At 61.8% G+C, this 25057-nt stretch carries 20 protein-coding genes; 13 read left to right on the top strand and 7 right to left on the bottom strand.

Annotated features, from left to right (window positions below; all coding sequences use genetic code 11):
* Positions 1 to 4 precede the first annotated feature (4 nt).
* Entirely contained in the window at positions 5 to 4036 is a 4032-nt protein-coding gene (locus tag ACMO9O_RS09180) for a hybrid sensor histidine kinase/response regulator transcription factor (protein ID WP_418983570.1), read from the top strand.
* Between the two features lie 264 nt (positions 4037 to 4300).
* Here ACMO9O_RS09180 and ACMO9O_RS09175 read toward each other — a convergent pair whose 3' ends face one another.
* The gene (locus ACMO9O_RS09175; protein ID WP_418983569.1) at positions 4301 to 6031 is read right to left on the bottom strand and encodes a hypothetical protein; all 1731 of its coding nucleotides are present in this window, start codon (positions 6029 to 6031) and stop codon (positions 4301 to 4303) included.
* 141 nt (positions 6032 to 6172) lie between these two features.
* On the opposite strand from ACMO9O_RS09175, the gene ACMO9O_RS09170 reads away from it, so the two are divergent.
* On the top strand, positions 6173 to 7687 hold the full coding sequence (locus ACMO9O_RS09170; protein WP_418983568.1) for a leucine-rich repeat protein: 1515 nt from the start codon (positions 6173 to 6175) through the stop codon (positions 7685 to 7687).
* A gap of 66 nt (positions 7688 to 7753) precedes the next feature.
* Here the strand turns inward: ACMO9O_RS09170 and ACMO9O_RS09165 are convergent, their stop codons facing one another.
* Together ACMO9O_RS09165 and yihA are read right to left on the bottom strand one after the other, a co-directional pair.
* Complete coding sequence (locus ACMO9O_RS09165) at positions 7754 to 8695, bottom strand: ribose-phosphate diphosphokinase (protein ID WP_418983567.1); 942 nt, start codon at positions 8693 to 8695, stop codon at positions 7754 to 7756.
* Between the two features lie 162 nt (positions 8696 to 8857).
* Entirely contained in the window at positions 8858 to 9451 is a 594-nt protein-coding gene (yihA, locus tag ACMO9O_RS09160) for a ribosome biogenesis GTP-binding protein YihA/YsxC (protein WP_418983566.1), read from the bottom strand.
* A 118-nt stretch (positions 9452 to 9569) separates the two neighbouring features.
* On the opposite strand from yihA, the gene ACMO9O_RS09155 reads away from it, so the two are divergent.
* Positions 9570 to 10613, top strand: a complete 1044-nt coding sequence (locus ACMO9O_RS09155) for a linear amide C-N hydrolase (RefSeq protein WP_418983565.1) — start codon at positions 9570 to 9572, stop codon at positions 10611 to 10613.
* A 381-nt stretch (positions 10614 to 10994) separates the two neighbouring features.
* Here ACMO9O_RS09155 and ACMO9O_RS09150 read toward each other — a convergent pair whose 3' ends face one another.
* Positions 10995 to 12389 carry an arginine decarboxylase gene (locus ACMO9O_RS09150; RefSeq protein ID WP_418983564.1) on the bottom strand — a complete coding sequence of 465 codons (1395 nt, stop codon included), beginning with the start codon at positions 12387 to 12389 and terminating at the stop codon, positions 10995 to 10997.
* A 217-nt stretch (positions 12390 to 12606) separates the two neighbouring features.
* On the opposite strand from ACMO9O_RS09150, the gene ACMO9O_RS09145 reads away from it, so the two are divergent.
* The 5 genes from ACMO9O_RS09145 (at position 12607) to secG (ending at position 16543) form a co-directional block, all read left to right on the top strand.
* Positions 12607 to 13761: a hypothetical protein gene (locus ACMO9O_RS09145; protein ID WP_418983563.1), complete on the top strand. Its 1155-nt coding sequence runs from the start codon at positions 12607 to 12609 to the stop codon at positions 13759 to 13761.
* Positions 13762 to 15021, top strand: coding sequence for a sigma-54 interaction domain-containing protein (locus tag ACMO9O_RS09140; protein WP_418983562.1), 1260 nt, complete (start codon positions 13762 to 13764; stop codon positions 15019 to 15021).
* A gap of 108 nt (positions 15022 to 15129) precedes the next feature.
* Complete coding sequence (locus ACMO9O_RS09135) at positions 15130 to 15657, top strand: LptE family protein (RefSeq protein WP_418983561.1); 528 nt, start codon at positions 15130 to 15132, stop codon at positions 15655 to 15657.
* A gap of 13 nt (positions 15658 to 15670) precedes the next feature.
* The gene (locus tag ACMO9O_RS09130) at positions 15671 to 16156 is read left to right on the top strand and encodes a hypothetical protein (protein ID WP_418983560.1); all 486 of its coding nucleotides are present in this window, start codon (positions 15671 to 15673) and stop codon (positions 16154 to 16156) included.
* Positions 16157 to 16168: 12 nt separating this feature from the next.
* Complete coding sequence (gene secG, locus ACMO9O_RS09125; RefSeq protein WP_418983559.1) at positions 16169 to 16543, top strand: preprotein translocase subunit SecG; 375 nt, start codon at positions 16169 to 16171, stop codon at positions 16541 to 16543.
* 627 nt (positions 16544 to 17170) lie between these two features.
* On the opposite strand, the gene ACMO9O_RS09120 is transcribed toward secG, so the two are convergent.
* The 3 genes from ACMO9O_RS09120 to ACMO9O_RS09110 form a co-directional block, all read right to left on the bottom strand.
* The gene (locus tag ACMO9O_RS09120) at positions 17171 to 17701 is read right to left on the bottom strand and encodes a GNAT family N-acetyltransferase (RefSeq protein WP_418983558.1); all 531 of its coding nucleotides are present in this window, start codon (positions 17699 to 17701) and stop codon (positions 17171 to 17173) included.
* Between the two features lie 176 nt (positions 17702 to 17877).
* Positions 17878 to 18678 carry a diadenylate cyclase CdaA gene (gene cdaA, locus ACMO9O_RS09115; protein WP_418983557.1) on the bottom strand — a complete coding sequence of 267 codons (801 nt, stop codon included), beginning with the start codon at positions 18676 to 18678 and terminating at the stop codon, positions 17878 to 17880.
* A 217-nt stretch (positions 18679 to 18895) separates the two neighbouring features.
* Positions 18896 to 19477, bottom strand: coding sequence for an OmpH family outer membrane protein (locus ACMO9O_RS09110; protein ID WP_418983556.1), 582 nt, complete (start codon positions 19475 to 19477; stop codon positions 18896 to 18898).
* Between the two features lie 248 nt (positions 19478 to 19725).
* On the opposite strand from ACMO9O_RS09110, the gene ruvA reads away from it, so the two are divergent.
* From ruvA to ACMO9O_RS09085, 5 genes are all read left to right on the top strand, one after another.
* Positions 19726 to 20307 (top strand): Holliday junction branch migration protein RuvA, encoded by a 582-nt coding sequence (gene ruvA / locus ACMO9O_RS09105; protein ID WP_418983555.1) that lies wholly within the window; start codon positions 19726 to 19728, stop codon positions 20305 to 20307.
* 132 nt (positions 20308 to 20439) lie between these two features.
* A complete protein-coding gene (locus tag ACMO9O_RS09100; RefSeq protein ID WP_418983554.1) occupies positions 20440 to 20589 on the top strand; it encodes a hypothetical protein in 150 nt (49 codons plus the stop codon).
* A gap of 118 nt (positions 20590 to 20707) precedes the next feature.
* The gene (locus ACMO9O_RS09095) at positions 20708 to 21304 is read left to right on the top strand and encodes an FKBP-type peptidyl-prolyl cis-trans isomerase (RefSeq protein ID WP_418983553.1); all 597 of its coding nucleotides are present in this window, start codon (positions 20708 to 20710) and stop codon (positions 21302 to 21304) included.
* Between the two features lie 16 nt (positions 21305 to 21320).
* Positions 21321 to 22871, top strand: a complete 1551-nt coding sequence (locus tag ACMO9O_RS09090) for a hypothetical protein (RefSeq protein ID WP_418983552.1) — start codon at positions 21321 to 21323, stop codon at positions 22869 to 22871.
* 1509 nt (positions 22872 to 24380) lie between these two features.
* Positions 24381 to 24623: a hypothetical protein gene (locus tag ACMO9O_RS09085; RefSeq protein ID WP_009596558.1), complete on the top strand. Its 243-nt coding sequence runs from the start codon at positions 24381 to 24383 to the stop codon at positions 24621 to 24623.
* Positions 24624 to 25057 lie beyond the last annotated feature (434 nt).

The raw sequence follows: 25057 nt of genomic DNA, 5'->3' as shown, positions 1-25057 counted from the left end.
AGCTATGACGAAAATCAAATATTGGCTCCTGGCGGCGGGGTGGTTCGCCCTGCTTCCCGTCTCGGCCGCCCGAATCGAGTTCAGCTCCCTGTCGGTGGACGAGGGGCTGTCGCAGAGTACCGTACTGGCGATCGCGCAGGATGCGCTGGGCCGCATCTGGCTGGGTACGCAGGACGGACTGAACCGCTACGACGGTTACACCTTCACCGTTTTCCGCCACGACGAACGCTCGGCCGCGAGCCTGGGCGACAACTACGTCAACGCCCTTTTGGCCGAGGGCGGGCTGATGTGGGCGGGAACCTCGTCGGGCCTTTCGTGTTACGACGCCGCTACGGACCGTTTCGAGAATTTCGGGCTGGAGGGGCGCGCCATGCAGGTCTTCGACCTGGCGGCCCTTGATGACGGCAAGCTGCTGCTGGCCACCGATCTGGGGGTGGTGCTCTTCGACCGCGCGACGCGCACGATGGAGATCAAGACCTACCTGACGGGCATCAGCGTCCACACGCTCTGCCCTTTCCGCGACGGCTATCTGGTCGGCACGTCGAACGGCGTCTACACCTATTCGGCCACCTACGGCAACGTGGTGCGCGTACTGTCGCAGATGGCGCGCTACGACGTGGCGAGCATCATCGCCGACGGCGACGGCTTCTGGGCCGCGACGCACGGCAACGGGCTTTACCGGCTCGATGAGGCGCTGCAGGTCACGGCGCACTACACCGCTGCCGAGCACCCGGGGCTGGTTTCGGACTACATCCGCGTACTGAAAACCGACGCCGAAGGGCGGCTCTGGATCGGTACTTTCGACGGTCTGTCGATCCGCGACCCGCGGACGGGCCGCTTCGAGCAGTGGGTCCACACGGCCTCGCCGGGATCGCTGAGCCACAATTCGATCCGCTCGATCTTCATCGACTCCCAGCAGGGCGTCTGGCTCGGGACCTACTACGGCGGTGCGAACTACTACCACCCGCTGGCGCGGCGCTTCGGCATCCTGCGGAACATTCCCTCGCGCAACTCGCTGGGCGACAATACGGTGAGCTGTATCGTCGAGGAGCCGGCAGGCTCGCTCTGGATCGGAACCAACGACGACGGGGTGAATCGCTACGACCGCCCGACGGAACGGTTCACGGAGTACAACGCCGACAACGGCGCGCTGCTGTCGAACAACGTCAAGTGCATCCTGCCCGACGGGCGCGGCAACCTCTGGATCGGAACCCACGCCGGGGGACTCAGCCGCATGGAGATTGCCACGCGCCGCACGCGCCACTACCGGATCAATGCCGACATTCCGATCAACAACAGCTGTTACGCCCTGCTCGATGGGGGCGACGGGACGCTGTGGGTGGGAACGCTGAGCGGCCTGCTCTCGTTCGACACCGCTGCGGGGATTTTCGGGCGTCATCCGTGCGCCGACTACCAGCCCCGCCTGGCTTCGCTGCAGATCAATACGCTGCTGCGCGACTCGAAGCGCCGTGTCTGGATCGGAACCGCCTCGGGGCTTTACCTCTACCTGCCCGAGACGCACGAGGTGCGGATGCTCGATCCGCTGAGCGGACGCGACCAGACGCTCTCCCCCCCCCTCGGTCAGGAGCTCTCCGTTATGTGCGTGGCCGAAGATGCGCGCCGCAACATCTGGGTCGGGACCCGCTCGGGGCTTTACCGCTTCAACGAGCACGAGCACTCCTTCACGCGCTTCACCGTGGCGGACGGCCTGCCCAACGACATCGTATACGGCATTCTGGAGGACGAGCTGGGGCGGTTGTGGATTTCGACCAACGGCGGACTGGCGTGCTTCGACGTGCAGCGCAATGCGCTGCGCACCTACACCAGCCGCGACGGCATCGCCAACAACCAGTTCAACCCCTACGCCTATTATAAGGGGCGCGACGGGGTCTTCTACTTCGGCGGCATCGGGGGCCTGACGTGGTTCCGGCCCCACGAGCTGGTCGACAACCCCTTCGCCCCCGCGGCGCAGGTGGTCGGCGTGGAGGTCGCCGATGCGGCGGACGACCGCCGCGTAAGGATCGAGCGCGACTCGCTGGGCCGCGTGCTTGAGGCGGCGTTCCCCTCCGTGAGGAACATCTTCTCGGTGCGCTTCGTGGCGGTGAATCCCCTCTCGGGCGGCCGCAATACGTTCGCCTACAAGCTCGAAGGCTTCAACACCCGCTGGTACGAAACCGCCAACCGCGAAGCCTCCTACTCCAACCTCCCACCGGGCCGGTACACGTTCCGCGTGCGGGCCGCCAACAGCGACGGCCGCTGGAGCGACGACATCGCCTCGGTGGACATCCGCGTGCTGCCCATGTGGTGGCAGACGCTCGCGGCCCGCATCCTGTGGGTGGTGCTCCTGCTCGGGGCCATCGGCGGGGTGATCGCAGCGGTGCTGGGGCGGCTGAAGATGAAGATGGAACTGCGACTCGAACGGCGCGAAAAGGAGCAGATCGGCGAGCTGAGCCAGGAGAAGATCCGCTTCTACATCAACCTCTCGCACGAACTGCGCACGCCGCTGACGCTCATTCTCTCGCCCTTGCAGGAGATCCGCGAGCACGGCACGGCGGACAAGTACGTCGCCTCGCGGCTGAACTACATCTACCGCAACAGCCTCAAGCTGCTGCATATCGTCAACCAGCTGCTCGACTACCGCAAGGCCGAGCTGGGCGTTTTCCGCATGAAGGTCGCCGTGCAGGACGTCGACGCCATCGTGGGGGAGGTCTTCTCGATGTTCGAGGAGGTGGCGCAGAACCGCGATATGGACTACATCCTCAGCTCCGACCTGCGGGGCGAGGCGCTGCCCGTGGACCGCATGTTCCTCGAAATGATGCTCACGAACCTCCTGTCCAACGCATTCAAGTTCACCCCCGACGGCGGCATCATCCGCGTGGCGCTGCAGCGCGTCGATGGGGCGTTCCGCCTCTCGGTGCGCGACAGCGGCTCGGGCATGACCGCCGAGCAGCAGCGGCACGCCTTCGACCGCTTCTATCAGGCCGACGAATCGGCTTCGGGCGGCGGGCTGGGCCTCTCGATCGTGCGCCGCATCGTCGAACTGCACCAGGGAACCATCGCGCTGCTGAGCGAGCCGGGCCGCTTCAGCGAGTTCGTCATCACGCTGCCTGCCGATCTGGAGGTCTACCCCGCGGAGAAGCGCGCCCGCGAGGACGATGTGCGCGGCTCGATCATCCGCGACGCCGAGCAGTTTCTGCCCGACGAGTGGTCGGGCGACGGGGGTGCGGAACTGGTTCCCGCCGACGAGCAGGCGGAGCGTCAGCGCGAAACGATCCTGCTGGCCGAACCCAATGCGGAGGTGTGCCGCTACATCGCCGACCATTTCAAGCGCCACTACGACGTGCTGGTGGTCGCAGACGGCAACGAGGCGCTGGAGAAGCTGAAGACCTTCGAACCCGACCTGATCATCGCCGACCGCATCCTGCCGGGGCTGGACGGGCTGAAACTTTGTCAGGCCGTCAAGCAGAACATCCGCACGTGCCACATCCCCGTGGTGCTGCTCGCCCCGGACGGCGGGGTCGAGGAGCAGATCACGGGCATCGAGGCCGGAGCCGACGGCTACCTGCCGATGCCGCTGTCGGTGTCGCTGCTGCGGGCCAAGGTGCAGAACCTCCTGAAGGTACGCTACCGCATGCGTCACTACTACTCCGACGACGCGGAGATCGACCCCGACAAGATCACCTCCAACTCGATGGACGGAGAGTTTCTCAAAAAGGCGATCCGCATCGTCGAGGAGAATATGGACAACGAAGAGTTTTCGTCGAACGACTTCAGCAAGGCGCTCTGCATGAGCCGTTCGAACCTCCACCTGAAGATGAAGTCCATTACGGGGGAGTCGGCCACCAAATTCATCCGCAAGATTCGCTTCAACTACGCCTGCCGGCTGCTGCTGGAGCGCAAACACTCCATCGCGGAGATCAGCGCGATGGTGGGCTTCAACTCGCCGTCGTACTTCGCCACCAGCTTCAAGAAGCACGTGGGCTGCCTGCCCACGGAGTATGTCCGCAGCCGCAAGGCCGAGCGGGAGAACGGGTAGGGGAGCGGCCGGACGGGGACGGCCGGGCGCGGAAATAAGGCTGGAGCGGATAAGGGCGGAAAGGACAGCGCGGGACCGCCCCGGGCGGCCTGAGCGGCGGAGCAGAGGAGCCAGCACGGGCCCGGGCGGCCTGAGCGGTCGAGTGGCCAAGGCCGGCCAAAGCCAGGCGGTCGGAAAGAGCGCGTTGGAGCGGAGCAGGATAGATAACAGATGCCGAGAACAGGGGGGCGGATACCGGGTGGCGGCCGGTGGTCCGGCCCCTTTCTATACGGCGTGGAGATACTCCTCGAGCGAGCAGTCGGCGGTGAAAGCGAGCTTCTTGCGGATGCGGAAGCGCAGTTTCTTGATGCTGTCGGGCTGGACCGAACGCAGGTGGGCGATGGTCTTGTTCTCCATGCCCATCCTCAGGTAGGCGCAGAAGCGAAGTTCGTGCTCCGTCAGATCGGGGTGCGCCTGCTTGAGCCGCTCCAGAAACCCGGGGTAAATGCCCTCGAAGTGGACGCGGAAAAAGGCGTCCTCCTCCTCGGGGTGGGTCTGCCGCAGGCGGATGCACCGCTCGAGACGGCTGGCCACGGCGGCCGGGAGCTGCGCATCGGCCCGCTCCTTTTCGATACATTGCTGCAACTCGCCGAGCATGCGGTTGCGCGTGTTGATCGCCATTACGCGGTCGGCCAGCTCCCGGTTGCGGAGGTCCACTTCGCGGCGGAGGTGTTCGCTGCGCAGCCGTTCGTGCTCCAATCGCATGTTCAGCTCCTTGTTCTCCGTTTCGCGCAGCTGCTTGAGAATACGTTCCCGGCGGCGGCGTTCCCAGAAGACGTAGCAGACGAAGGCCGCCAGGGAGACGATCGAGGCGACGATGAGCGCCGTCAGCCGCCGCTGCCACGTAGCCCGCTCGCGCAGGTAGCTCAGGCGGGTTTCGTACTGCTCGATGTCGGCGCGGTTCTCCATCAGCCGGATTTCGGCCAGACTGCCGGCCGCATCGAGCGAGTCGCGCGCGGCGGAAAATTCGTTGAGCGTGCGGTAGGCGCTGTCGATGCGCCCCGTGGCGTAGAGCGCCCGGGCCGTGTTCTCCAGTGCCGGGAGCAGAAATTCGTTGTCTTCGGCCGCCGCGGCGTAGTCGAGCGCCTGCCGCAGCAGGGGAAGCGCCTCTTCGGGGCGTCCCTCGTTCAGCCGCTCGATTCCCAGGTTGGCGGCGCTTTTGGCCGTCAGCTTGCCGTCGCCGCACAACCGCGCCAGGCGGTACGCCTCGGCAGCCTCTCCGCGGTGCGTCTCGGCGTAGGAGCAGTGCGACAGCAGGACGTTGATCCGAAAGAGCGTGTCGGCCAGACATTCGGGCGTTCGGAGCAGCGTGTCGAGCATGCGGACCGCCTTCTCCCGCTCGCCCTGCCGGTAGAGGGCGTTGGAGAAGTTCAGCCGGTTCTTGATGCGGTAGGCGTCTGCGCCCGAGAGGGCGAAGAGGCTGTCGGCCTTTTCGAAGAACTCGATCGCCCGCTGCCAGTCGGCGAGCGCCTGCATGATAACCCCCGAATTGACGTAGATGCTGGCCAGCATGCGGTTGTCCCCGACGCGGCGGTAGTAGTCGCCCGTCTCGCGGTAGCCGCGGTAGCTGGCCGGGTAGTCGCCCCGCAGCAGGCGGATCTGGCTCTCGAGGCTTAGGATGCGGATGCGGTCGTAGGCGTATTTCGAGGCGTCGACCTCCCGGGCGGCCTGCTCCAAAAGAGCGAGCGCTTCGTCCCAGCGACCTTGCGGAACCAGCATGCGGGCCTCCCAGTAGCGGGTGCGCCAGACGAGCGCCTGCACGCCGGGGCGCCGGTCGCGCCGCAGCCGCATACTGTCGAGCAGTTCGGCCGACCGGCCTTCGCCGGGCGGATTTTCGAGCTGCTGCGCCAGCGCGTCGTATATCCCGTCGATCGGGACCCAGTTCGCCTGCAGATCGCCGCCCGACGAAGAGCAGCCGCCGAGCAGCGCGCACGCCAAGATGAGGAGGTATTTCATGCCGTAAAAATAGATAAAAATGCCTTTGTCTACTATTTGTCCACCGCGGTTTTTTCCGAAAAGGGCGATTTCTGTCTACCTTGTCGCTGTATCCGGCCGGCTGGCCGGATTGCCGATAGTAACCTTTAAAATGACGAAGCGATGAGAAAGATTCTATTTGCCCTTGCTTTAGCGATGACGTTGTGGGGATGCAGCAGCGACGACGATGCGATGAATCCGGAAGAACCGGGCGGGAATACCCCCCCCCTTGCGACGAGCCTGTCGTTCGCCGAACAGGAAGTCGTATTCCCCGTGAGCGGCCGCACGGTCGACGTGGCGGTGGTTGCCGACGGAACGTGGCAGGTCGCCGGGAAACCCGACTGGCTGGAGGTGACGGCTTTCCGCGAGCGCATTACGCTGCAGGCCCGCGACAACCGGCAGGGTCCGCAGCGCAGGGGCGTGGTGCGCATCACGGGTGCGACGCCCGATGTGTCGGCTTCGCTCGCCGTGTCGCAGAGCAACGGCGCGCTGATTTTCCGGGTCGAGATCGAGGCGGACGGCGCTGCGGCGGCCATTCCGATTTTCGGACAGGTGGACTGCTCGGTGGACTGGGGCGACGGAGCCGTGGAGGCTTTCGCCGCTAATATCGACGGCCTTTCGACGGGTCATCCGACGCACAGCTATGCCAGGGCCGGAAAGTATTCGGTGGCGGTGCAGGGCCATGTGCCCGCCCTTTCGGCCATCCTGCTCAACGAGCAGTTGCAGCCCCGGCTGAAAGCCGTCGAGGCGTGGGGCAGTACGGGGCTGGAGAGCATGGAATATGCGTTCTTCGGCTGCGCGGCGCTCGAGTCGATCCCCTCGCCCGTGTCGGAGGGTTCGTTCGAGCGGGTGACCACGTTCTCGAAAGCGTTCAACGGCTGCGACGCGCTGCGCGAAATTCCGGCGGACCTCTTCGCCGGCTGCGGGGCCGTGACCGATCTGAGTTCGTGTTTCAACGACTGCGACGGCCTGACGAGCGTTCCCGCGGGGTTATTCGACGATTGCGTGAACGTCGAGAAGCTGGGGAGCGTATTCGCCTACTGCCGCAAGATCGAGACCATCCCGGGCAAGCTGTTCGCCAAAATGCCCAAAGTCACGGATCACTCCAACGTGTTCAACGCCTGCGAGGCGCTGCGCGAGATTCCGGCCGATCTGTTCGAGGGGTGCGGCGCGACCAAAAGCGTGGCTTTCGCCTTCTCGGGCTGCTTCGCCCTCAGGACGATTCCCGCTGGACTGTTCAATCCGTGTCCGCTGATCGAGAGTTTCCAGAGCACGTTCATCGACTGCGCAGCGATCGAAAGCATTCCAGAGGGGCTGTTCGACAAGTGCCCCGATGCGGTCAAGTTCAACTTCACGTTCGCCGACTGCACGGGTATCGAGTCGGTTCCGGTGTCGCTGTTCGACAACTGCCGCAAGATCACGGCCTGCACGCAGACCTTCCGCCTCTGCTCGGCCTGGAAGGGCGAGTCGCCCTATACGATGGTGGACGGGGCGAAGGTGCACCTTTACGAGCGTTCGAAATACCCCGATGCGTTCCCGGCCGTTCCCGCCTCCTCGACCAGCGGCACGTTCCGTTCGTGCACGCTGCTGGACGACTACGCCACCATGCAGACGGACTATCCCAAGTGGGTGAAGTGACGGATCGGTTCCCCATAACAAAGGGGCCGGCAATGCTGCCGGCCCCTTATATTTATCAGGTTGCGCCTATTTGAAGAAGATCGAGGAGATCTCCTTGTAGTTGTGGACGCGTTCGATCACGTCGGCGAACATGTCGGCGATCGTGAGGACCGTGAACTTGTGCAGGTCCTTGTCCGGGTTGAGGGGGATGGTGTCCGTGACGATCACCTCCTGCAGTGCGCTCTCATTGATCCGCTCATAGGCCGGACCCGAGAGGATCGGGTGGGTGATGGCGGCGCGGACGCTCTTCGCCCCGCGCGACATGAGCATGTCGGCGGCCATGCAGATCGTGCCGGCCGTATCGATCATGTCGTCGACGATCAGCACGTTGCGCCCCTCGACGTCGCCGATGGCGGTCATCTTGCCCACCACGTTGGGTTTGGCGCGCTCCTTATGCGAAATGATGATCGGCGTGCCCAGCAGCTTGGCGTAGGTATTGGCGCGCTTGGCTCCGCCCATGTCCGGTGCGGCGATCGAGAGGTCCTCGATATGCAGGCTTTGGATGTAGGGCACGAAGATGCCGCTGGCGTAGAGCGCATCGACCGGGACGTCGAAAAATCCCTGAATCTGGTCGGCGTGCAGGTCCATCGTCATGATGCGGTCGACGCCTGCGGCCATCAGCAGATTGGCTACCAGCTTGGCGCCGATCGGCACGCGGGGACGGTCCTTGCGGTCCTGGCGCGCCCAGCCGAAGTAGGGGATCACGGCCACGACCTTGTAGGCCGAGGCGCGGCGCGCCGCGTCGATCATCATCAGCAGCTCCATCAGGTTGTCCGAGGGCGGGAAGGTCGACTGGATGATGAAAACCGTGCAGCCGCGGATCGATTCGTTGTAGCAGGGCTGAAATTCGCCGTCGCTGAACTGCAGCACCTCCGACTGACCGAGCGTCGTGCCGAAGCTGGCTGCGATCTTGGCGGCCAGGTACTCCGAGCCGCGGCCGGCGAAAATCTTGATTTTGTGGATAGCCATAGGGTAAGGGGATTTTGACGATGCAAAGATAGGATAATGCGACGAAAAAACGTGCCGGGCGGGCGGGCTTTTTTCAACAATCGGTTAAAAATTTCGGAAAGGCGGGCGGGGCTTCGGGGTAGGGTTCCGGGGTAGGATTTCGCGGCGGATGCGATGGCCGGACTATGCGTCGAGGCAGTCGCCGATCCGCTCGAGCAGCTCCTCGCGCCCGGTCCCCTTTTCGGAAGAGGTCACCACCATCGGCGGCAGCTCCTCCCACTGCTCCGAAAGGGCCTCCGCGAAGCGGGCGACGCTGCGGCGGGCCTGCGTAGCGGAGAGCTTGTCGGCCTTGGTGAAGACGATTCCGAACGGGACGCCGTTTTCGCCCAGCATCTCGATGAAGCGCAGGTCGATCTTCTGCGGTTCGAGCCGGATGTCGATCAGCACGAACAGGAAGTGCAGCTTCTCGCAGCGGAGCACGTAGTCGGTGATGATCTTGGCGAACTCGTCGCGCCGGCTCTTCGATGTGCGGGCGTAGCCGTAGCCCGGCAGGTCGACCAGATACCACCGACCGTCGATCAGGAAGTGGTTGATAAGCCGCGTCTTGCCGGGCGTTCCCGAGACTTTGGCCAGCCCGGCGCGCCCGGTGAGCATGTTAATCAGCGACGATTTGCCCACGTTGCTGCGCCCGATGAAGGCGATCTCTTTGAGGTCGTCTTTGGGAACCTGTCCGATGCGCTCGGACGAACAGCGAAATTCGGCTTTGTGGATCTGCATGGGGCAAAGATACCAACATTTCCCGATTCGGAGGGGGTGCGGGGGTTACAAATAACGATTTTTCCTCCCTTTCAGCATCCTATTTGCAGGGGATTTCCAAACCAAAAACGGAATACCTATGAAAATGCAACTCGCAAGCCTTCTTTGTCTCGCGGCGCTGGCCGCCGCTCCGCTCCGCACCGACGCCTGTACGCGCGCCGTCTACCTGGGTCCCGACGGAATGACCGCCACGGGCCGCACGATGGATTGGGCCGAAGACCTGCACACCAACCTCTACCTCTTCCCGCGCGGCGTCGATCGTCGCGGAGCCAGGAGCGACAACACCATCTTCTGGACCTCGAAATACGGCTCGATCTCGGCCGCGGGCTACGACATCGGCATTACGGAGGGCATGAACGAAGCCGGGTTGGTCGCCAACCTGCTCTTCCTGCCCGAGACGGTTTACGACCGGCCGGACGATACGCGTCCGGTGATGGGACTGAGTATCTGGACGCAGTATGTGCTGGACAACTTCGCCACGGTCGACGAGGCGGTCGCGGAGCTGCGAAAAGAGACGTTCCGCATCGATGCGCCCGATCTGCCGGGCGGCAAGAAGTCGACCCTGCATCTGGCCGTTTCCGACCCTTCGGGCGACAGCGCCATCTTCGAATACCTCGACGGCGAGCTGACGATCCATCACGGCCGGGAGTATCAGGTGCTGACCAATTCGCCCGTCTACGATCGGCAGCTGGCGATCAACGACTACTGGAAGCAGATCGGCGGCCTTGCGATGCTGCCCGGGACCAACCGGTCGTCGGACCGCTTCGTGCGCGCGTCGTTCTACATCAATGCCGTGGAACGGAGCGCAGATCCGCGGATCGCCGTTCCGGCCGTGTTGTCCGTGATGCGCAACGTCTCGGTTCCCTACGGAATCTCCACGCCCGACAAACCCTATATCTCTTCGACGCGCTGGCGGACGGTCTGCGACCAGAAAAACCGGGTCTACTACTTCGAACCGACGCTGGCGATGGAGACCTTCTGGGTCGACCTTATGGCGGTCGACCTGGCTCCCGGCACGCCCGAACGGGTGCTGCGCCTGGCCGAGGGGCAGGTCTATACGGGCGACGCCACGGGCAAATTCCAGCCGTCGGCCAAACCGTTCTCGTTCCTGTTCGGGGTCTGAACCCCGTTCGTCCGAATAACAAGCCGCCGCAGGGATGCCGCGGCTTTTGTTTAGGGTTACCCGGTGCTTTCGATGATGCGATTCGGTTGCCGACTTGCCTGCGGGAAAATCGCGTTGTCCGGCTGCGATTCGGCTTTCCTGCTGCTGCGGGCTTGTCCGGGACGCTTGCGGGCGAAGGCAATCGCGTTATCCGTGCTGCCGAACATGCAATTCGGCAGCTGATCATCTGGGGAATATTCGCGTTGTCCGGCTGCGGGGGGCATTCGGCGCGAGCCGGACAACGCGGCAATGCCCGAGGCATTGCATTTTGCTGCCCGAAAGAACGCCACAAAAAACCCTCCTTTGATGAGGAGGGCTTGATGATTGTCCGAATTGCGCGCGTTAATACCCGAGTATTCGCAGCATCGACCGGTACGACTGCTCCTTGGCGAAAAGACGCGTGTAATACTCGTTGTCCGACTTGTCGCGGTCGATAATCACGTGCTTCGGCGCGGGGATCAGGCAGTGCTGGATGCCGCCGAAGCCGCCCAGCGACTCCTGATAGGCCCCCGTGTGGAAGAAACCGATATACTGCGTGTTGCCCGCTTCGAGTTTGGGCAGGAAGATGGCGTTGGTGTGGCACTCCGAGTTGTAGAAATCCTCGCTGTCGCACGTCAGTCCCCCGAGGAACACGCGCTGGTACTCCTTGTCCCAGTTGTTCACCGCGAGCATGATGTAGCGCTGGTTGATGCCCCACGTGTCGGGCAGGGTGGTGATGAACGAGGAGTCGATCATGTACCAGTTCTCCCGGTCGTTCTGCTGCTTCTGGTTGACGATCGAGTAGAGCGCCGCGCCGCTTTCGCCGACGGTGAACGAGCCGAACTCGGTGAAGATGTTCGGCTCTTCGATGCCGTTGCGCTGGCAGATGCTCTTGATCTGCGCCACGATCTCCTCGGTCAGGTACTCGTAGTCGTACTCGAAGTTGAGCGTGTTCTTGATTGGAAAGCCGCCGCCGATGTTGAGGCTGTCCAGCTCGGGGCAGATGGCTTTCAGCTCGCAATAGACGTTCATGCACTTCGACAGCTCGTTCCAGTAGTAGGCCGTGTCCTTGATGCCGGTGTTGATGAAGAAGTGGAGCATCTTCAGCTGGAACTTCTTGCTGTTCTTGAGCTTGGCCTTGTAGAAATCCACGATGTCGTTGTAGCGGATACCCAGCCGGGAGGTGTAGAAGTCGAACTTGGGCTCCTCCTCGCAGGCGATGCGGATGCCCACCTTGCACTTCTTGGTGAAGGCGTCCTCGAACAGGTCCAGCTCCTCCTTGTTGTCGAGTACGGGGATCGTGTTGACGAAGCCGTCGTTGACCAGCTGAGCGATGTTCTCCACGTACTGCGGACGCTTGAAGCCGTTGCAGATGATGTAGCGGTCCTTGTCGATGATGCCCCCCTCGTAGAGTGCGTTGATGATGTGGATGTCGTAGGCCGACGAGGTTTCCAGGTGGATGTCGTTCTTCATGGCCTCCTCCAGCACGAACGAAAAGTGACTCGACTTGGTGCAGTAGCAGTAGTTGTAAGACCCTTTGTAGTCGACCTTGGCCATCGCCACGTTGAACATGCGCTTGGCCCGGTTGATCTGTTGGGAGATCTTCGGCAGGTAGGTGATCTTGAGCGGAGTTCCGTACTGTTTGATCAACTCCATGAGTGGAATGTCGTGGAAGTTCAGCTCGTTGTCTTCGACCGTGAACTCATCCTGCGGGAAATCGAACGACTGTTCGATCAGGTCGATGTACTTGTCTTTCATGGCTCGTTCGGTACTAAAATTTCGATCCGTCTTCGCTACATTGCAAAATCCGGGACAAAGTAGCTCGGCCGGATTTGCGAAAAAAGCGGGATGCAAAGTAAACGATTATTTTCCGGTTCGGCGACACTTTGACCGATTATTTTGAAAAAGTCGGCGCGATTTTGGTTTTTTCTGCTAAAAAGGGTAATTTTGACCCATAATTTTTAGTTGATCCGTCGTGCTGAACTCGATCCTTTCGAAATATCTGCTATCGCACAAGCGGCTGGTCGTTCCCCAGCTCGGGGCGTTCTTGGTCAAGGAGCCGGGCGTGAGCGTGCTGTTTTCGGAACTGCTCAAACGCGACGACGGCGTTCTGCGGGGATTACTGCGCGAGGAGGGGCTGGGCGAGCTGGAAGCTGCCGGCGAGATTGACCGCTTCGTCTTCGAGGTGCGCCACGCCGTCGAGCACGGCAAGCCCTGCGAACTGGAAGGGTTCGGCGTGTTCTCGCCCGGACCCAATGCGACCATCGCTTTCGAATACCGGCCCGCGCCGGAGGTTCCGCCGCAAAACGCTGCCGATGTCTTCCAGACCTTCCCGGAAGGGTCGATGGAGCAATCCGTTGCGGATCACGCCGCCACGCAGTCCGCCGCGACCTCCGGGCAATCGGCCGCGACCTCCGGGTCGTCCGAAACAACCTCCGGGCCGTCCGCCTCGACTGCCGGGCCGTCGGAGGAATCCGCTGCCGCAGCGTCAAAGAACCCGAACGGCCGTTCGGCGATCCGTCCCGACAAGGTGGCCGAAGCGGTGGAGACGGCCTTTGCCGATCCGCGCGTGTCGCCGTCGGTGAAGATGAATCCCGAACCCTATGTGCGGGGGCTGAAATACGGCAAGCCGCACAAGACCACCGATGCCTACCGCTATGTCGACCGTCCGCCGCGCCGCCGTTTCGACCGCTTCCTGTGGCTGGCGATCCTCGCGGCGGGGCTTGCCGTGGCCGCCATCGCGTTCGGCTACTGGCACGAGATGCAGGAGCGGAAGGCCGAAGCCTCGGAAGAGCCGACCGGGCAGGCGTTGCAGACGCCCGCGACCGACGCGCAGCCCGAAGACGGGCAGGCGGTCCCCGTCGCGCAGGCCCTCGCTGTCGGGCAGCGGGTAGCCCCCGTGCAATCCTCGGCTGCTAATCCCGCCGCGCAATCCGCTGTCCCGGCCGCCTCCAACATCCCGGCCGACACCGCCGTGCAACCCTCGGCTGCTTCGGACGCACCCGCCGCCACACCCGCCGCGCCCACCGACGCCCCTGCCGCACAGCCCGCATCCGCGGTACGAACTACTGCCGCCCCCGCAGCCGGAACTCCGTGCGGACGGCGTACACAACCCGAACCAAACCGATAAATGACGCAGATAACCACCGTAAAACAACGTTTCGGCATCATCGGCACGTCGGAACTTCTGGACCGGGCACTGGAGGTCGCCCTGCGCGTGGCCCCGACCGACCTGACGGTGCTCGTCACCGGAGAGAGCGGCGTGGGCAAGGAGTTCTTCCCGCAGGTGATCCACGCTTTCTCGGCGCGCAAACACAATAAATATATCGCCGTCAACTGCGCCGCGATTCCCGAGGGGACCATCGACTCGGAGCTGTTCGGCCACGAGAAAGGGGCTTTCACCGGGGCGCTCGAAGCCCGCAAGGGATACTTCGAGGAGGCCGACGGGGGGACGATCTTTCTGGACGAGGTGGCCGAATTGCCCCTGCCCACGCAGGCGCGCCTGCTGCGCGTGCTGCAGACGGGCGAGTTCATCCGCGTGGGGTCGTCGCGCGTGCAGAAGACCAACGTGCGCGTGGTCGCCGCCACCAATACCGACCTGCAGCAGGCGATCGCTCACGGCCGCTTCCGCGAGGATCTCTACTACCGTCTGGGAACGGTTCCGATCACCGTTCCGGCGCTGCGCGAGCGGCCCGAGGATATTCCGCTCCTGTTCCGCAAGTTCGCTTCCGACGTGGCCGAGCAGTACCGCATGCCCGCCGTCACGCTCGACGATGCGGCGCGCGAGATGCTGAAGAACTACTACTGGCGGGGCAATATCCGCCAGCTGAAAAACGTTGCCGAACAGATTTCGGCCATCGAACAGACCCGCCTGATCACCCCCGGGGTGCTGGCCAAGTACCTGCCGCAGCAGACGGGCGGAGCGCCGATGCCCGCCGGGCCGCGGTTCGACGCTGATATGTCGACCGAACGCGAACTGCTCTACAAGGTGCTCTTCGACATGCGCTCCGACATCAACGACCTGAAGCGGATGATGACCGAGCTGATGCAGGGTGCGACTTTCCGCGAGCCGGTCCGCGACGTGAAGGCGCTGCTGCCGACCACGGCTCAAAGCTCGGCTTATGTGCCGCAGGCCCCGGTCCACAACGCCTCCTATCCGGGCGCATACGTTCCCGGCGGCGAACCCGCCTCCGCTCCGGTGTTTGCCGAGAGCGAGGAGGTGACCGACGAACCGCCTCGCGGCATGACCAAGGCCGACATGCAGCGCGAGCAGATCCTCCGGGCGCTGCGCCGCAACAACGGCCGCCGCCGCGAAGCCGCCGCCGAGCTGTTCATGTCCGAGCGGACGCTCTACCGCAAGATCAAGGAGCTGGGCATCGAGGACAATTAAGAATTAAGAACCGACGCACGAAATAAGCGCAGAGACGAATTTATTCGGCTATGCCTTATGAGGAGGAGGAAAAGCCCACGCAAGTGGGGTTAATTAAAAAAATAAGAATTGAAAAAGCTTTTTTCATCACTCGCCTTCCGGTTTTCGCTGCTGCTTCTGGCAGGGGCGATGAGCGGCTGCGGCGTGGCCGTGAAGTACTCCCTGTCGGGCGCTTCGATTCCGCCCGATGCCAAGACCTTTTCGGTGGCCTACTTCCCGAACAACGCCACGATGGTCTCGCCGATCCTCTCTTCGACGCTCACCGACGCGCTGGTCGACATCTTTTCGCGCCGTACGCGCCTGACGCAGACCGAGGAGGGCGGCGACTTCGCCTTCGAGGGCGAGATCGTCAACTACACCTCCGTCACGGCCTCCGTGTCGAGCGACGACTACGCGCTGCTGAACCGGCTGACGATCACCGTCAAGGTGCGTTTCACGAACGCCGTCGACGAGAAGGCGTCGTGGAACCGGACTTTCTCGGCCTACGAGGATTACAACTCGACCAAGCTGCTTACCGAGGTTGAGGGCGAGCTGATTCCGCAGATCGTCGACAAGATCGTCACCGACATCTTCCAGGCTTCGGCCTCCAACTGGTAAACCCTGCGCTGCGATGGCCGACCTGAAAGAGTGCTTGTACGACCCTCACGCCGAAATTCCTTCGGAGGCGGAGCTCGACGCATGGGTCGCCCGCTGCGAGTGGTTCTCACCGGCGCGCATCCTGCGGCAGCGGGCGACGGGCCGTGCGGACGCGCGGCTGGCCGTCACGGCTCCGTGGCGGGCCGAAAGCGTTCTGTGCGCGGAGTCGATCGACGCGGCTGCCATGACCGGGGTGTCGCCCGACGAACTGATCGACCGCTTCCTGCGCGAGGAGGACCTGCGCATCGTGGCCTCGGAGGAGGGTCCTGACGGGGAGGTGCGCCTGGCGCCCGATCTGGAGGAGGAGGACGAAGTAGTCAGCGAGCAGCTGGCCGAAATCTATCTCGCGCAGGGGCTTTCGGACAAGGCCATAGCGATTTATCGCAAATTAAGTTTGCTAAATCCCGAAAAAAGTATTTACTTTGCCGAGTTGATTGACCGAATAGCGAATAACAATTAAAATTTCTACGATATGTTATACACGATTTGCATTGCCCTGATCGTCATTGCGAGCATTCTGATTATCCTGGCGGTGCTGGTGCAGAATCCCAAGAGCGGCATGGCCGCCAATTTCGGCGCATCGAACCAGGTGATGGGCGTGCGCGAAACGTCGGATTTCCTGGAGAAGTTCACCTGGTCGATGGCCATCGCCATCGTGGTGCTGAGCCTCGTAGCGACGCTGGCCATGGACAAGGGGCTGGTGGCCGAGAGCAATTCGGAGATTTCGAAGGATGCCAAGGCGCTTCAGGAGCGCGTGATGGAGTCGGCTCCCGCCGTACCGCAGGCCGAGATTCCCGCAGCGCAGCCCGCCGAGCCTGCCGAACCCGCCGAGCAGCCTGCCGAATAAGGGAGGGCGGCAAGAGCAGCTTCCGAAATAGTTTCGGCTGAGCCGGAAAGAACAAGCCCGTGGATTTTTCCACGGGCTTTTTTGCGGGCGTACCTTTGCCGGGGACGCCTTTATAAATTGAGTGTGAGCGTTGCGGTTGCTTGCCGCCTTATCATTTAGGAGGTTCGAAAGGACTGTTCGGAGTAGGGGTGGCCGAGGCTTTTATGAAAAGGTCCGGCAGGGGAGAGGGGTTTGTCGGTTTGCCATCTTCTTACGAAGAAGTTCTGGAGGGGTTGCTTGGGTAGAGTGCCCGGGGCTTGTCGTGTTTTTCGGGAAGAGGTCCGGGTGGGGCTGCTGTTTCGGGAGGTGGGCTTGCCGAGTTTTGCTTTCTCTTACAAAGGAGGGGAGGGGGTTGCCCGGGTAGGGGCTGCAGGCTTCCCATCTCTTATGAAGGAGGGAGCGGACTGCTCGGGTAGTGTGGCCGAGGCTTGCCATCTCCTTACTAAGGAGTTCGGGTGGGACTGCCGGGGACCTTATCGGGGTATGCTTGCGTTCGGGGAGAGGAACGGTGCTTTGCCGTTGCAGGAAGATATTCTTGTCGCGGAGTGCGTATCGGCAATGATGCTCGAACCGCCTTATCCCTGCGATCTATTTATCGAGACCGATGCGATAGAGTACATGCCGCAGCAGGGGGTGGCCGGCCGGCAGCGCCGGATGGTCGAACTCTCCCACACGCTTCATGCCCAGACGCTGCATGACCCGCTGCGAGCGGAGGTTTCCGAGGGCAGTGAAAGCGACGACCGTTCCGATGCCGCGTTCCGCCGTCCGATCGAGGCATGCGCGAGCAGCCTCCGAGGCATAACCCTGCCCCCAGGCTTCGGCCCGCAGCCGCCAGCCGATCTCCACCTGATTGTGCAGCGGTCCCGAAAAAGTCACCCGGTGCAGTCCGGTCAAACCCAGAAATTCCCCGTCCGAGCGTCGTTCGACGGCGTATACGCCGAAACCCTCTGCGGCGGATTCTTCGCGCAGACGGCGGAGAAAGGCTGCGGACTCGGCGTGCGTGAGCGGAGAGGGGAAGAACTCCATGACGCGCGGATCGGCGTTCATGGCCGCGAAAGCGGGCAGATCGTCGTCGTGCCACGAACGCAGCACCAGACGGGGTGTTTCGATGCGGATCACGGGGGAGGATTTGGGTTATCGTGAAGGATGAAACGGGCGAAACGGGTGAAACCGTCGGGTCGGGAACCCGGACCGTTCGGTAAGACGCTGGAAATTGGAAATGTGCGGTCGGACTGTGCAGGACGGTTGCGTTGCCCCATGCCCCCCCCCTCTCGTCCGCCAGCCGGGCAGCCGAACTATTCGGCCACCTCTTTTTTGGAGCGCTTGCGCGAATTGACCGTCAGGTAGCGTTGGAGGATCTGCTGCAGCCGTACGGGGTCGATGTCCTTGTTGAGCTGGCCGCCTTGCGCCACGGAGATATGGCCCGTCTCCTCGGAGACCACGACGATGATGGCGTCCGAAATTTCGCTCATGCCGATGGCGGCACGGTGGCGCGTGCCGTACGACTTCGGAACGGCGCTCTGCGTCACGGGCAGGATACATTTGGCTGCCACGATGCGGTCGCCCTCGATCAGCGCCGCGCCGTCGTGCAGCGGGGCATTCTTGAAAAAGATGTTTTTCAGCAGCGGGGTGGAGATCCGGGCGTCGAGAGCGATGCCGCCCTCGGCGATGAGCGTCAGGTCGCTCTGCTGTCCGATGACGATCAGCGCTCCGGTCTTGGTCTCGGCCATCTCGCGGCACGCCGTGACGATGGGCATCACGTTGGTCTGCACGCGGTCTTCGCCCGTGGAGAAAAAGCGGGTGATGAAGTTGAAGTTTTTCTGCCGCATGCCGATCATCTGCAAAAAACGCCGCAGCTCGGGCTGGAAGACGATGATCAGCGCGATGGCTCCCACCGAGATGAGCTGCCCGAGGATGGTCGAGAGCAGCTCCATGTTCATCGTCCGCACCACCACCCACAGCAGGTAGACGGCGATGATGCCCGAAAGGATATAGGGGGCATTGGTCCCCTTGGTCATGCGGTAGATCCAGAACATGATCACGGCGACCAGAATGATGTCGATCAGATCGACGAACGTGAACGGTACGAAACCCATTGCTTGCTGTTTTCGGCGGATAGCTTCCTTACGGGGCGGGGCGCGGTCGGGCGTGGCGGCAGGCCGCGGCCCCTCTGCCGCATGCGGCACACATCCTTTCCCACGCACGGCATCGGCCTCCCGGCTGCTATCCGGATTTGACAGGACAAATGTATAAAAAAATTCCGGCTTCCCGCAGAAAACGGAAAGCCGGATTGCCTTGCGGCGGGGAAAACCCCTATTTCTTGCTCTCTTTCTTCTCGGCGGCGTACAACTCGTTGACCTTGGCCAGCACCGCGGGGGTGATGTTGAGCGTCGAATCGGCGTCGATCAGGGCCGAAGCGTTGATGATCAGCTTGTACTTCCGGTCGGCGTTGACGGCCTGCACGGCGCGCTGCAACAGGTCCTGAGCGCGGTTGGTGAAGACGTAATTCTCCTCGTCGAGCGCCTGCGCCTCTTTCTGAGCCGAGTTCTGATAGGAGACCGCGCGCTGCTCGATGCTCTTCTGCTTGGCCTGCGCGTCGAGCGTGGTGATCAGCCCCTTCTGGTACTTCTCCTGCAGCTGGGCGGCTTCGGCCTGAAGGTTCTTCTCACGCTGCGCCCAGCTCTTCTGCGCCTTCTGGGTCTTCTCCTGCAAAGCCGCACCCTCGTTCAGATAGAGATCGCACTGCGCCAGCACGGCCTCGACCTGCACGTAGGCCATGTCGCTCGTCCCCACTTCGCGGGTTTCCGCCTCCGCGGCCGCCGTCTCGGCCGGCTGCGTGCCGCAGGCCGTCAGGGCGAGGGCAGCGACGACAGCCGTAAAAAGCGTTTTTTTCATATCGTTCTGCGTTTTTAGTGATTTATTCTGCTTTTGAGCCACAAAGATAAAGAAAAATCTTTATTTTTGCCTCGTTCCCGATAAAATTTGAACGCGACCCCCTGTTTCGGTGCAACGATTCCGGACGGGCCGGCAAAGCCGCTCCGGCGGCGCGGAACTTCCAAGACGGACGAAGCGCGAAAAAGAGTCCGAAACGCCGTGGAATGACGGCCCATATCGCGGGATCGAACCCGATAAAAACGATCTGTATGTACGAATATATCAGCGGCACGGTCGCCGAAGCGGCCCCGACCCATGCGGTTCTCGACGCGGGCGGGGTGGGCTACCTGCTCCACATCTCGCTGGAAACCTATTCCGCGATCGAACATGCGCGCGAAGCGCGGCTCTATGTCCATTACATCGTGCGCGAGGACGCGCAGCTGCTCTACGGCTTTGCCACCAAAGCCGAGCGCGAGCTGTTCCGCCTGCTGATCAGCGTCTCGGGCGTGGGCGGCAACACGGCCCGGATGATCCTTTCGACCTATTCGCCGCGCGAACTGCAGGGGATCATCGCGGCCGGGAACGCCGTGCTGCTCAAGAACGTCAAGGGGCTGGGGCTGAAGACTGCGCAGAAGATCATCGTCGAGCTGAGCGGCAAGCTGGCCGCGGCCGGGCCAGTCGATGCGGCGGAAGCCGCGCCCGCCGCCGAAGCGGCCGAAGAGGCGCTCTCCGCGCTGGTCATGCTGGGCTTTGCGAAGGCCGCGGCCGAAAAGGTGCTCCGGACCGTGATCCGCGAGTCTCCGGAGGCATCCGTCGAGCAGATCGTGCGAACGGCTCTGAAAAGGTTGTAAAAAGCGTATTTTGCCCGAAATGCTGCAAAACGGTCCCATTTCGTTCTGAAAATCATTCTCACTTGGTTTGGCAAAATATTTGATCTACTTTCGTTGCATCAATTCAGATGCAGCCAAACCGACTTATCTATCATGGAAGAAGTGCCTGTTGGATTTATCCTGATTCTTCTGGGGGTTCTTGCCGGAGCGCTCCTGGTCACCGTAGCCGTTTATACGCTTCGGGAACGCAGGGTGCAGCGGCTCAAGGACCCGCATCGGGATTATCTCAAGGAACGCAGATAGCTTCGGCTATCTTTTTTTTGCCCGTTCGGGAGCCGTCGGAATGTCGCGCCGGCGAATTTTTGCGTTAATTAGGGTGTAAATCGGATTGTTTTTGTAAATTTGCACGATCTATATGCCGATGAAACGACTCTTAGCCATTCTCCTATTGACGCCCTGGCTGCTGGCCGGCTGCGAGCAGGACGACGAGATTCTGCCCGACCAGCAGAAGCGCATCGTCTCGTTCCTCACCTCGAGCCACTCCCCGCGGCTGGTGTCCGAGGCCGAGCTGGAGGAGAACAGCCAGCTGCCGTTCTATACGGTGGCGGGGGATGCCGTCTACCGCTACATCGAAAGTTACTACAACCCCGACCGGGTCAACTGGCCTGTCGTGACCGAGGAGTCGAAAGTCACGATCACTTTCCGCGCCTACCTGTTTGCGAACTATTCGACGATCACCGAAAAGACGATCCCCTTTTTCACCAACGATCCGCTGCTCGAAAAGGCTTTCTACGACATCGGCCTGACGCCCGGCGAGTGGTCGTTCACCCCGCTGGCCGTCGACATGGCTTCGACCGACATAATAAAGGGGCTTTATCTGGCGTTAGTGGGTTGTCGTCAGGGCGATCAGGTCGAGGCCTATATGACCTACAACATGGCCTACGGGGACAAGAATTTCAGCATCATCCCCCGGGAAAGCCCCGTGGCGATCTTCTTTACCGTGAACAGTGTGGAGTAAAAACAAGCATCTCAATATGAAATTGACCAGAAGTTGGCTTTATGCAGCGGCGATGGCCGGCCTTGCGGTTTTAGTCTCGTGTGCCGAGCAGCAGGACGAGAACTACGACCGGTACGAATCCATGTCCCTCGAGGCGTGGGTGACGCAGCATGCGCCGGAGTACGTCTCCGAGAACTTCCTGCCCGTAGGCGATTCCGGGTTCTACTACGACGTGCTCCAGCCGGGCAGCAACGAGTCCAACCCCATCGGTGACGGCGACATGTGGGTATCGTTCGACTTCTCGGGGCGCGATATGAGCGGCAACGTGGTGCTCACGCGCAGCGCCGACGAAGCCAAGCTCCTGAACACCTTTACCAAATACACGCGTTACGTGCCCTACTACCGCTTCTGCGGCTCGACCAATTCGGGCCTGCTGGAGGGGGCCTATCTGGCCATGCGCAGCACGCTTACGCTGAGCGAGAACTATTATAATAAGTATGCTGCCGAGCGCGGCTTCGATTCGCGCGAAATCCGGCTGCGCGAAGGGTCCCGCGTGGTGCTCTACCTGCCGTCGCTGCTGATCGGCGAAAACGGCGTCTCCGGCTCGGGCGGCTACGAGGGCGGAGCCACGCTGGCGGCCAAGCGGCCGATGCGCGTGACGATGGAGATCCGCGATACGGTCGACAACCCGCTGCGCGTGGAGGGCAACGAGGTGGACGATTTCTGCGACCGGAACGGCGGCCGGGAGACCTTTAACACCACCGACAACAAGATTCCGGAGGAGACCTCGGACCCGCGCCACCCCTACAACCCCGCCTCCAAACGCTGGGTGTCGGCCTGCGACACGGTGGCGCAGCTCTACGTCAACTACCGCTACGACCCGAATAACGACCGCTTCACCTTCCCCAAGCCTTACAACGTGGGGTATGCGCCCTACAACGATCCCGATCTGGACCGGAAGATCTCCGAGGCGCTGGTCAAGCGTTTCCACGCGGACAAGGAGTACGCCGGGATCGGGTTGGACCCAACCAACCTCCAGGCCGACTCGGTGGGGCTGGACGGCACGGCTAAAATCTGGTACATCGGCCGCTTCCTCGACGGGTTCATCTTCGACACGAACATCGACGAGGTGAAGGAGCTGATCTACGACAAGGGCTACGCGGCCGGATCGGCACTCTCCTATACGCCCAGCTCGGGCGGGTTGATCCAGGCGTTCTACTACACCGTGCCGCACCTCCAGTACGGCCAGTGGGCGACGCTGATCACCACCTCGACCAACGCCTACGGATCGTCGGGCAAGAGCGGAAGCACCTCGACCTCCACTTCGGGCGGCAGTTCGGCCGGTTCGCTCGACTACATCAACTACCTCAATTACGTCAACAACTATTACGGCGGCTACAACGGCGGCTATTACGATAATTACTACGGCAATTATTACGGTAATTACTACGGCGACTATTACGGCGGTTACTACGGAGACTACTACGGCTCGAATTACAATTCGACCACGACCACCACGACCACCGTAACCACCGAGATACCCTCGTTCGCGCCGCTGATCTTCCAGTTCTACGTCGAACCCAAATAACGGTTCGCATTCGGATGCGTTACGCCTTTCGCCGCCCTTTGCCGGGGCGGCGATCGTTTTTGTGTCTGCGGACGGGGGGAAGGGATAGTATGGATCGAAATTTATTCAAGAAAAGGCAGGTTTGCTCCATCATCGAAGCTGTGCGAGCGGCAGTACCGTTGAATCACGCTCGATTGCCGAATCCTTGCGGCGTGCCGCCGAAATAACAAATCTGATCCACTCCTGAATCCCCTTCTCGGAGGGGACTTATATCCGCCTGCGGCGGAAAGGGTCTGTCGGGTCTCCTCGGTTGTCGGCCTGCTGGCTTGTCCGGATTGCGGCTTCCCGAACCGTGCGGGCCGATTTGTCTCGTTTATTTTCGACCTTCGGGTCGGCGGGCCGCAATACGGTTTGCCTTGTTTCGGTTCGAAGAACCGGCGGGCCGCAGCCTCCGGCAGCGGAGGCCCGGAAGATTCGAAAATACGAACGGTCTTGCGTCCCGATAGCGCAGGTCCGCTCAATCGCGTCCCTCCGCAAGCTGCTGCCCGAAAACTTTCCGAAGGGATTTCTCGCAGACTGTCGCCCTAACCATTACAATCAATATCTGCGGCGCCGCGCACCGCACCTGCTCGCGCACTTCTGGAAACGGCGGGACTTGCGGCTGTCCGACGCCGAGCGCCCGGAACGGGCGTGCGATATGCTTTAGCTTTCGTGCCCGTTCAGCGAGGCGGAGGACGGCCGACCGCCGTTTTCTGCGTGCGCGGTTCTTTCGCCCTTTCTTTTAAAGAAAGGGCAAGGAATTTCGGTTTGAAGAACCTGCGGGCAGCAGCCTCCGGCAGCGGAGGCCCGGAAGATTCGAAAATACGAACGGTCTTGCGTCCCGATAGCGCAGGTCCGCCTCTGACCGTTGAATCCTCGCGGCCAAGGCCGCGTTTGCAAATCTGACCCACCCCTAAATCCCCTCCTCGGAGGGGACTTATATCCGCCTGCGGCGGAAAGGGTGCTGTCAAGGTCTCTTGCGGAGGATATGCGGTTCGCTGTTTTGCGAGGGCTGCAATTTTTTTCGACCGTCAGGTCGGCGGGCCGCAATAGGGTTTGCCTTGTTTCGGCTCGAAGAACCGGCGGGCCGCAGCCTCGCCCCGCGAAGGCCCGCTGATCGCGTCCCTCCGCAAGCTGCTGCCCGAAAACTATAGTCTCTGCCTCCTCCTGTCCTGTCCCTCTCCACAGTCTTCACCAGCCTCGCAGCCGCTTGCCCTGCCAGCCGCCCTCCTGCCAGCCTTGCAGCCACCTGCCATCTGCCTCGCGTCGCCTCTGCCAATCCCGCCCGGCGTATTGCCCCCCCCCTTCCTCGCTGCCGCTTAGTGTCCAAAAAAGGCACGAAACAGTTGTATTCATCCGAAAAACGGACGGGGTTTTGCACCTTTCGTTTTCATTTCGTTCCGGTTACGTTTTTTTCGGGCAGAAATTTTGCAGTTCGATAAAATAGTGCTATCTTAGTTGTCAGGAACTCTCAACTTAAAATCAAGCGATATGATTATCACCTTTAACGAATTGCGTCGGATCAAGGACAGGCTGCCCAGCGGCAGCTCGCAACGCATTGCAGATGAGTTAGGAATCGACGTGGACACCGTCCGCAACTACTTCGGCGGCAAGCACGAGGCCAAGGAGTGCGTGGGTGTGCATTTCGAACCCGGCCCCGACGGCGGCGTAGTCACGTTGGACGACACGACGATTCTCGACGTTGCGATGCGTATCCTCGGCGAGCAAAAATAATCGTTCAAGCCATGTCCGGCCCCCGGCCGGGAGAGGGAGGTCCGCTGCGGCGGGCCTCTTTTTTTTGCGGGCGGTTGCCGGGCGACCCCGGCCCGGATCGTGTGCCCGAAAAGCGTTGCGGGTGAGAATCATTTGGTTGGATGGGAATTTTTAGCTACCTTTGCGGCCGTGCTTGCCCGAAACGATACACCGATGAAGTCCTGCCGCGCTCCGCGGCAGGATAAGGGCGTGCAAATTCCCCCCCCCATGAGATAGCGTTTCGCTATCGGACGATCCTGTTTTTGAAATATCCGGCTAAGCTGGCCGCGTGTATCTGTCGATACGCGCGGCTTGTTCGTTTACGTGCCTATATCAATCACAAGAATAATGAAGAGATTTAGTTACGAAACTCCCACGTTGGAGTGTATCGACCTGCTCGTCGAGCGGGGATTCGC

The sequence above is a fragment of the Alistipes sp. genome (genome assembly GCF_048465635.1).
Classification (GTDB): Bacteria; Bacteroidota; Bacteroidia; order Bacteroidales; family Rikenellaceae; genus Alistipes.
The sequence above is the reverse complement of the archived record's forward strand: the minus strand, read 5'-3'. Positions and strand labels throughout refer to the sequence as shown.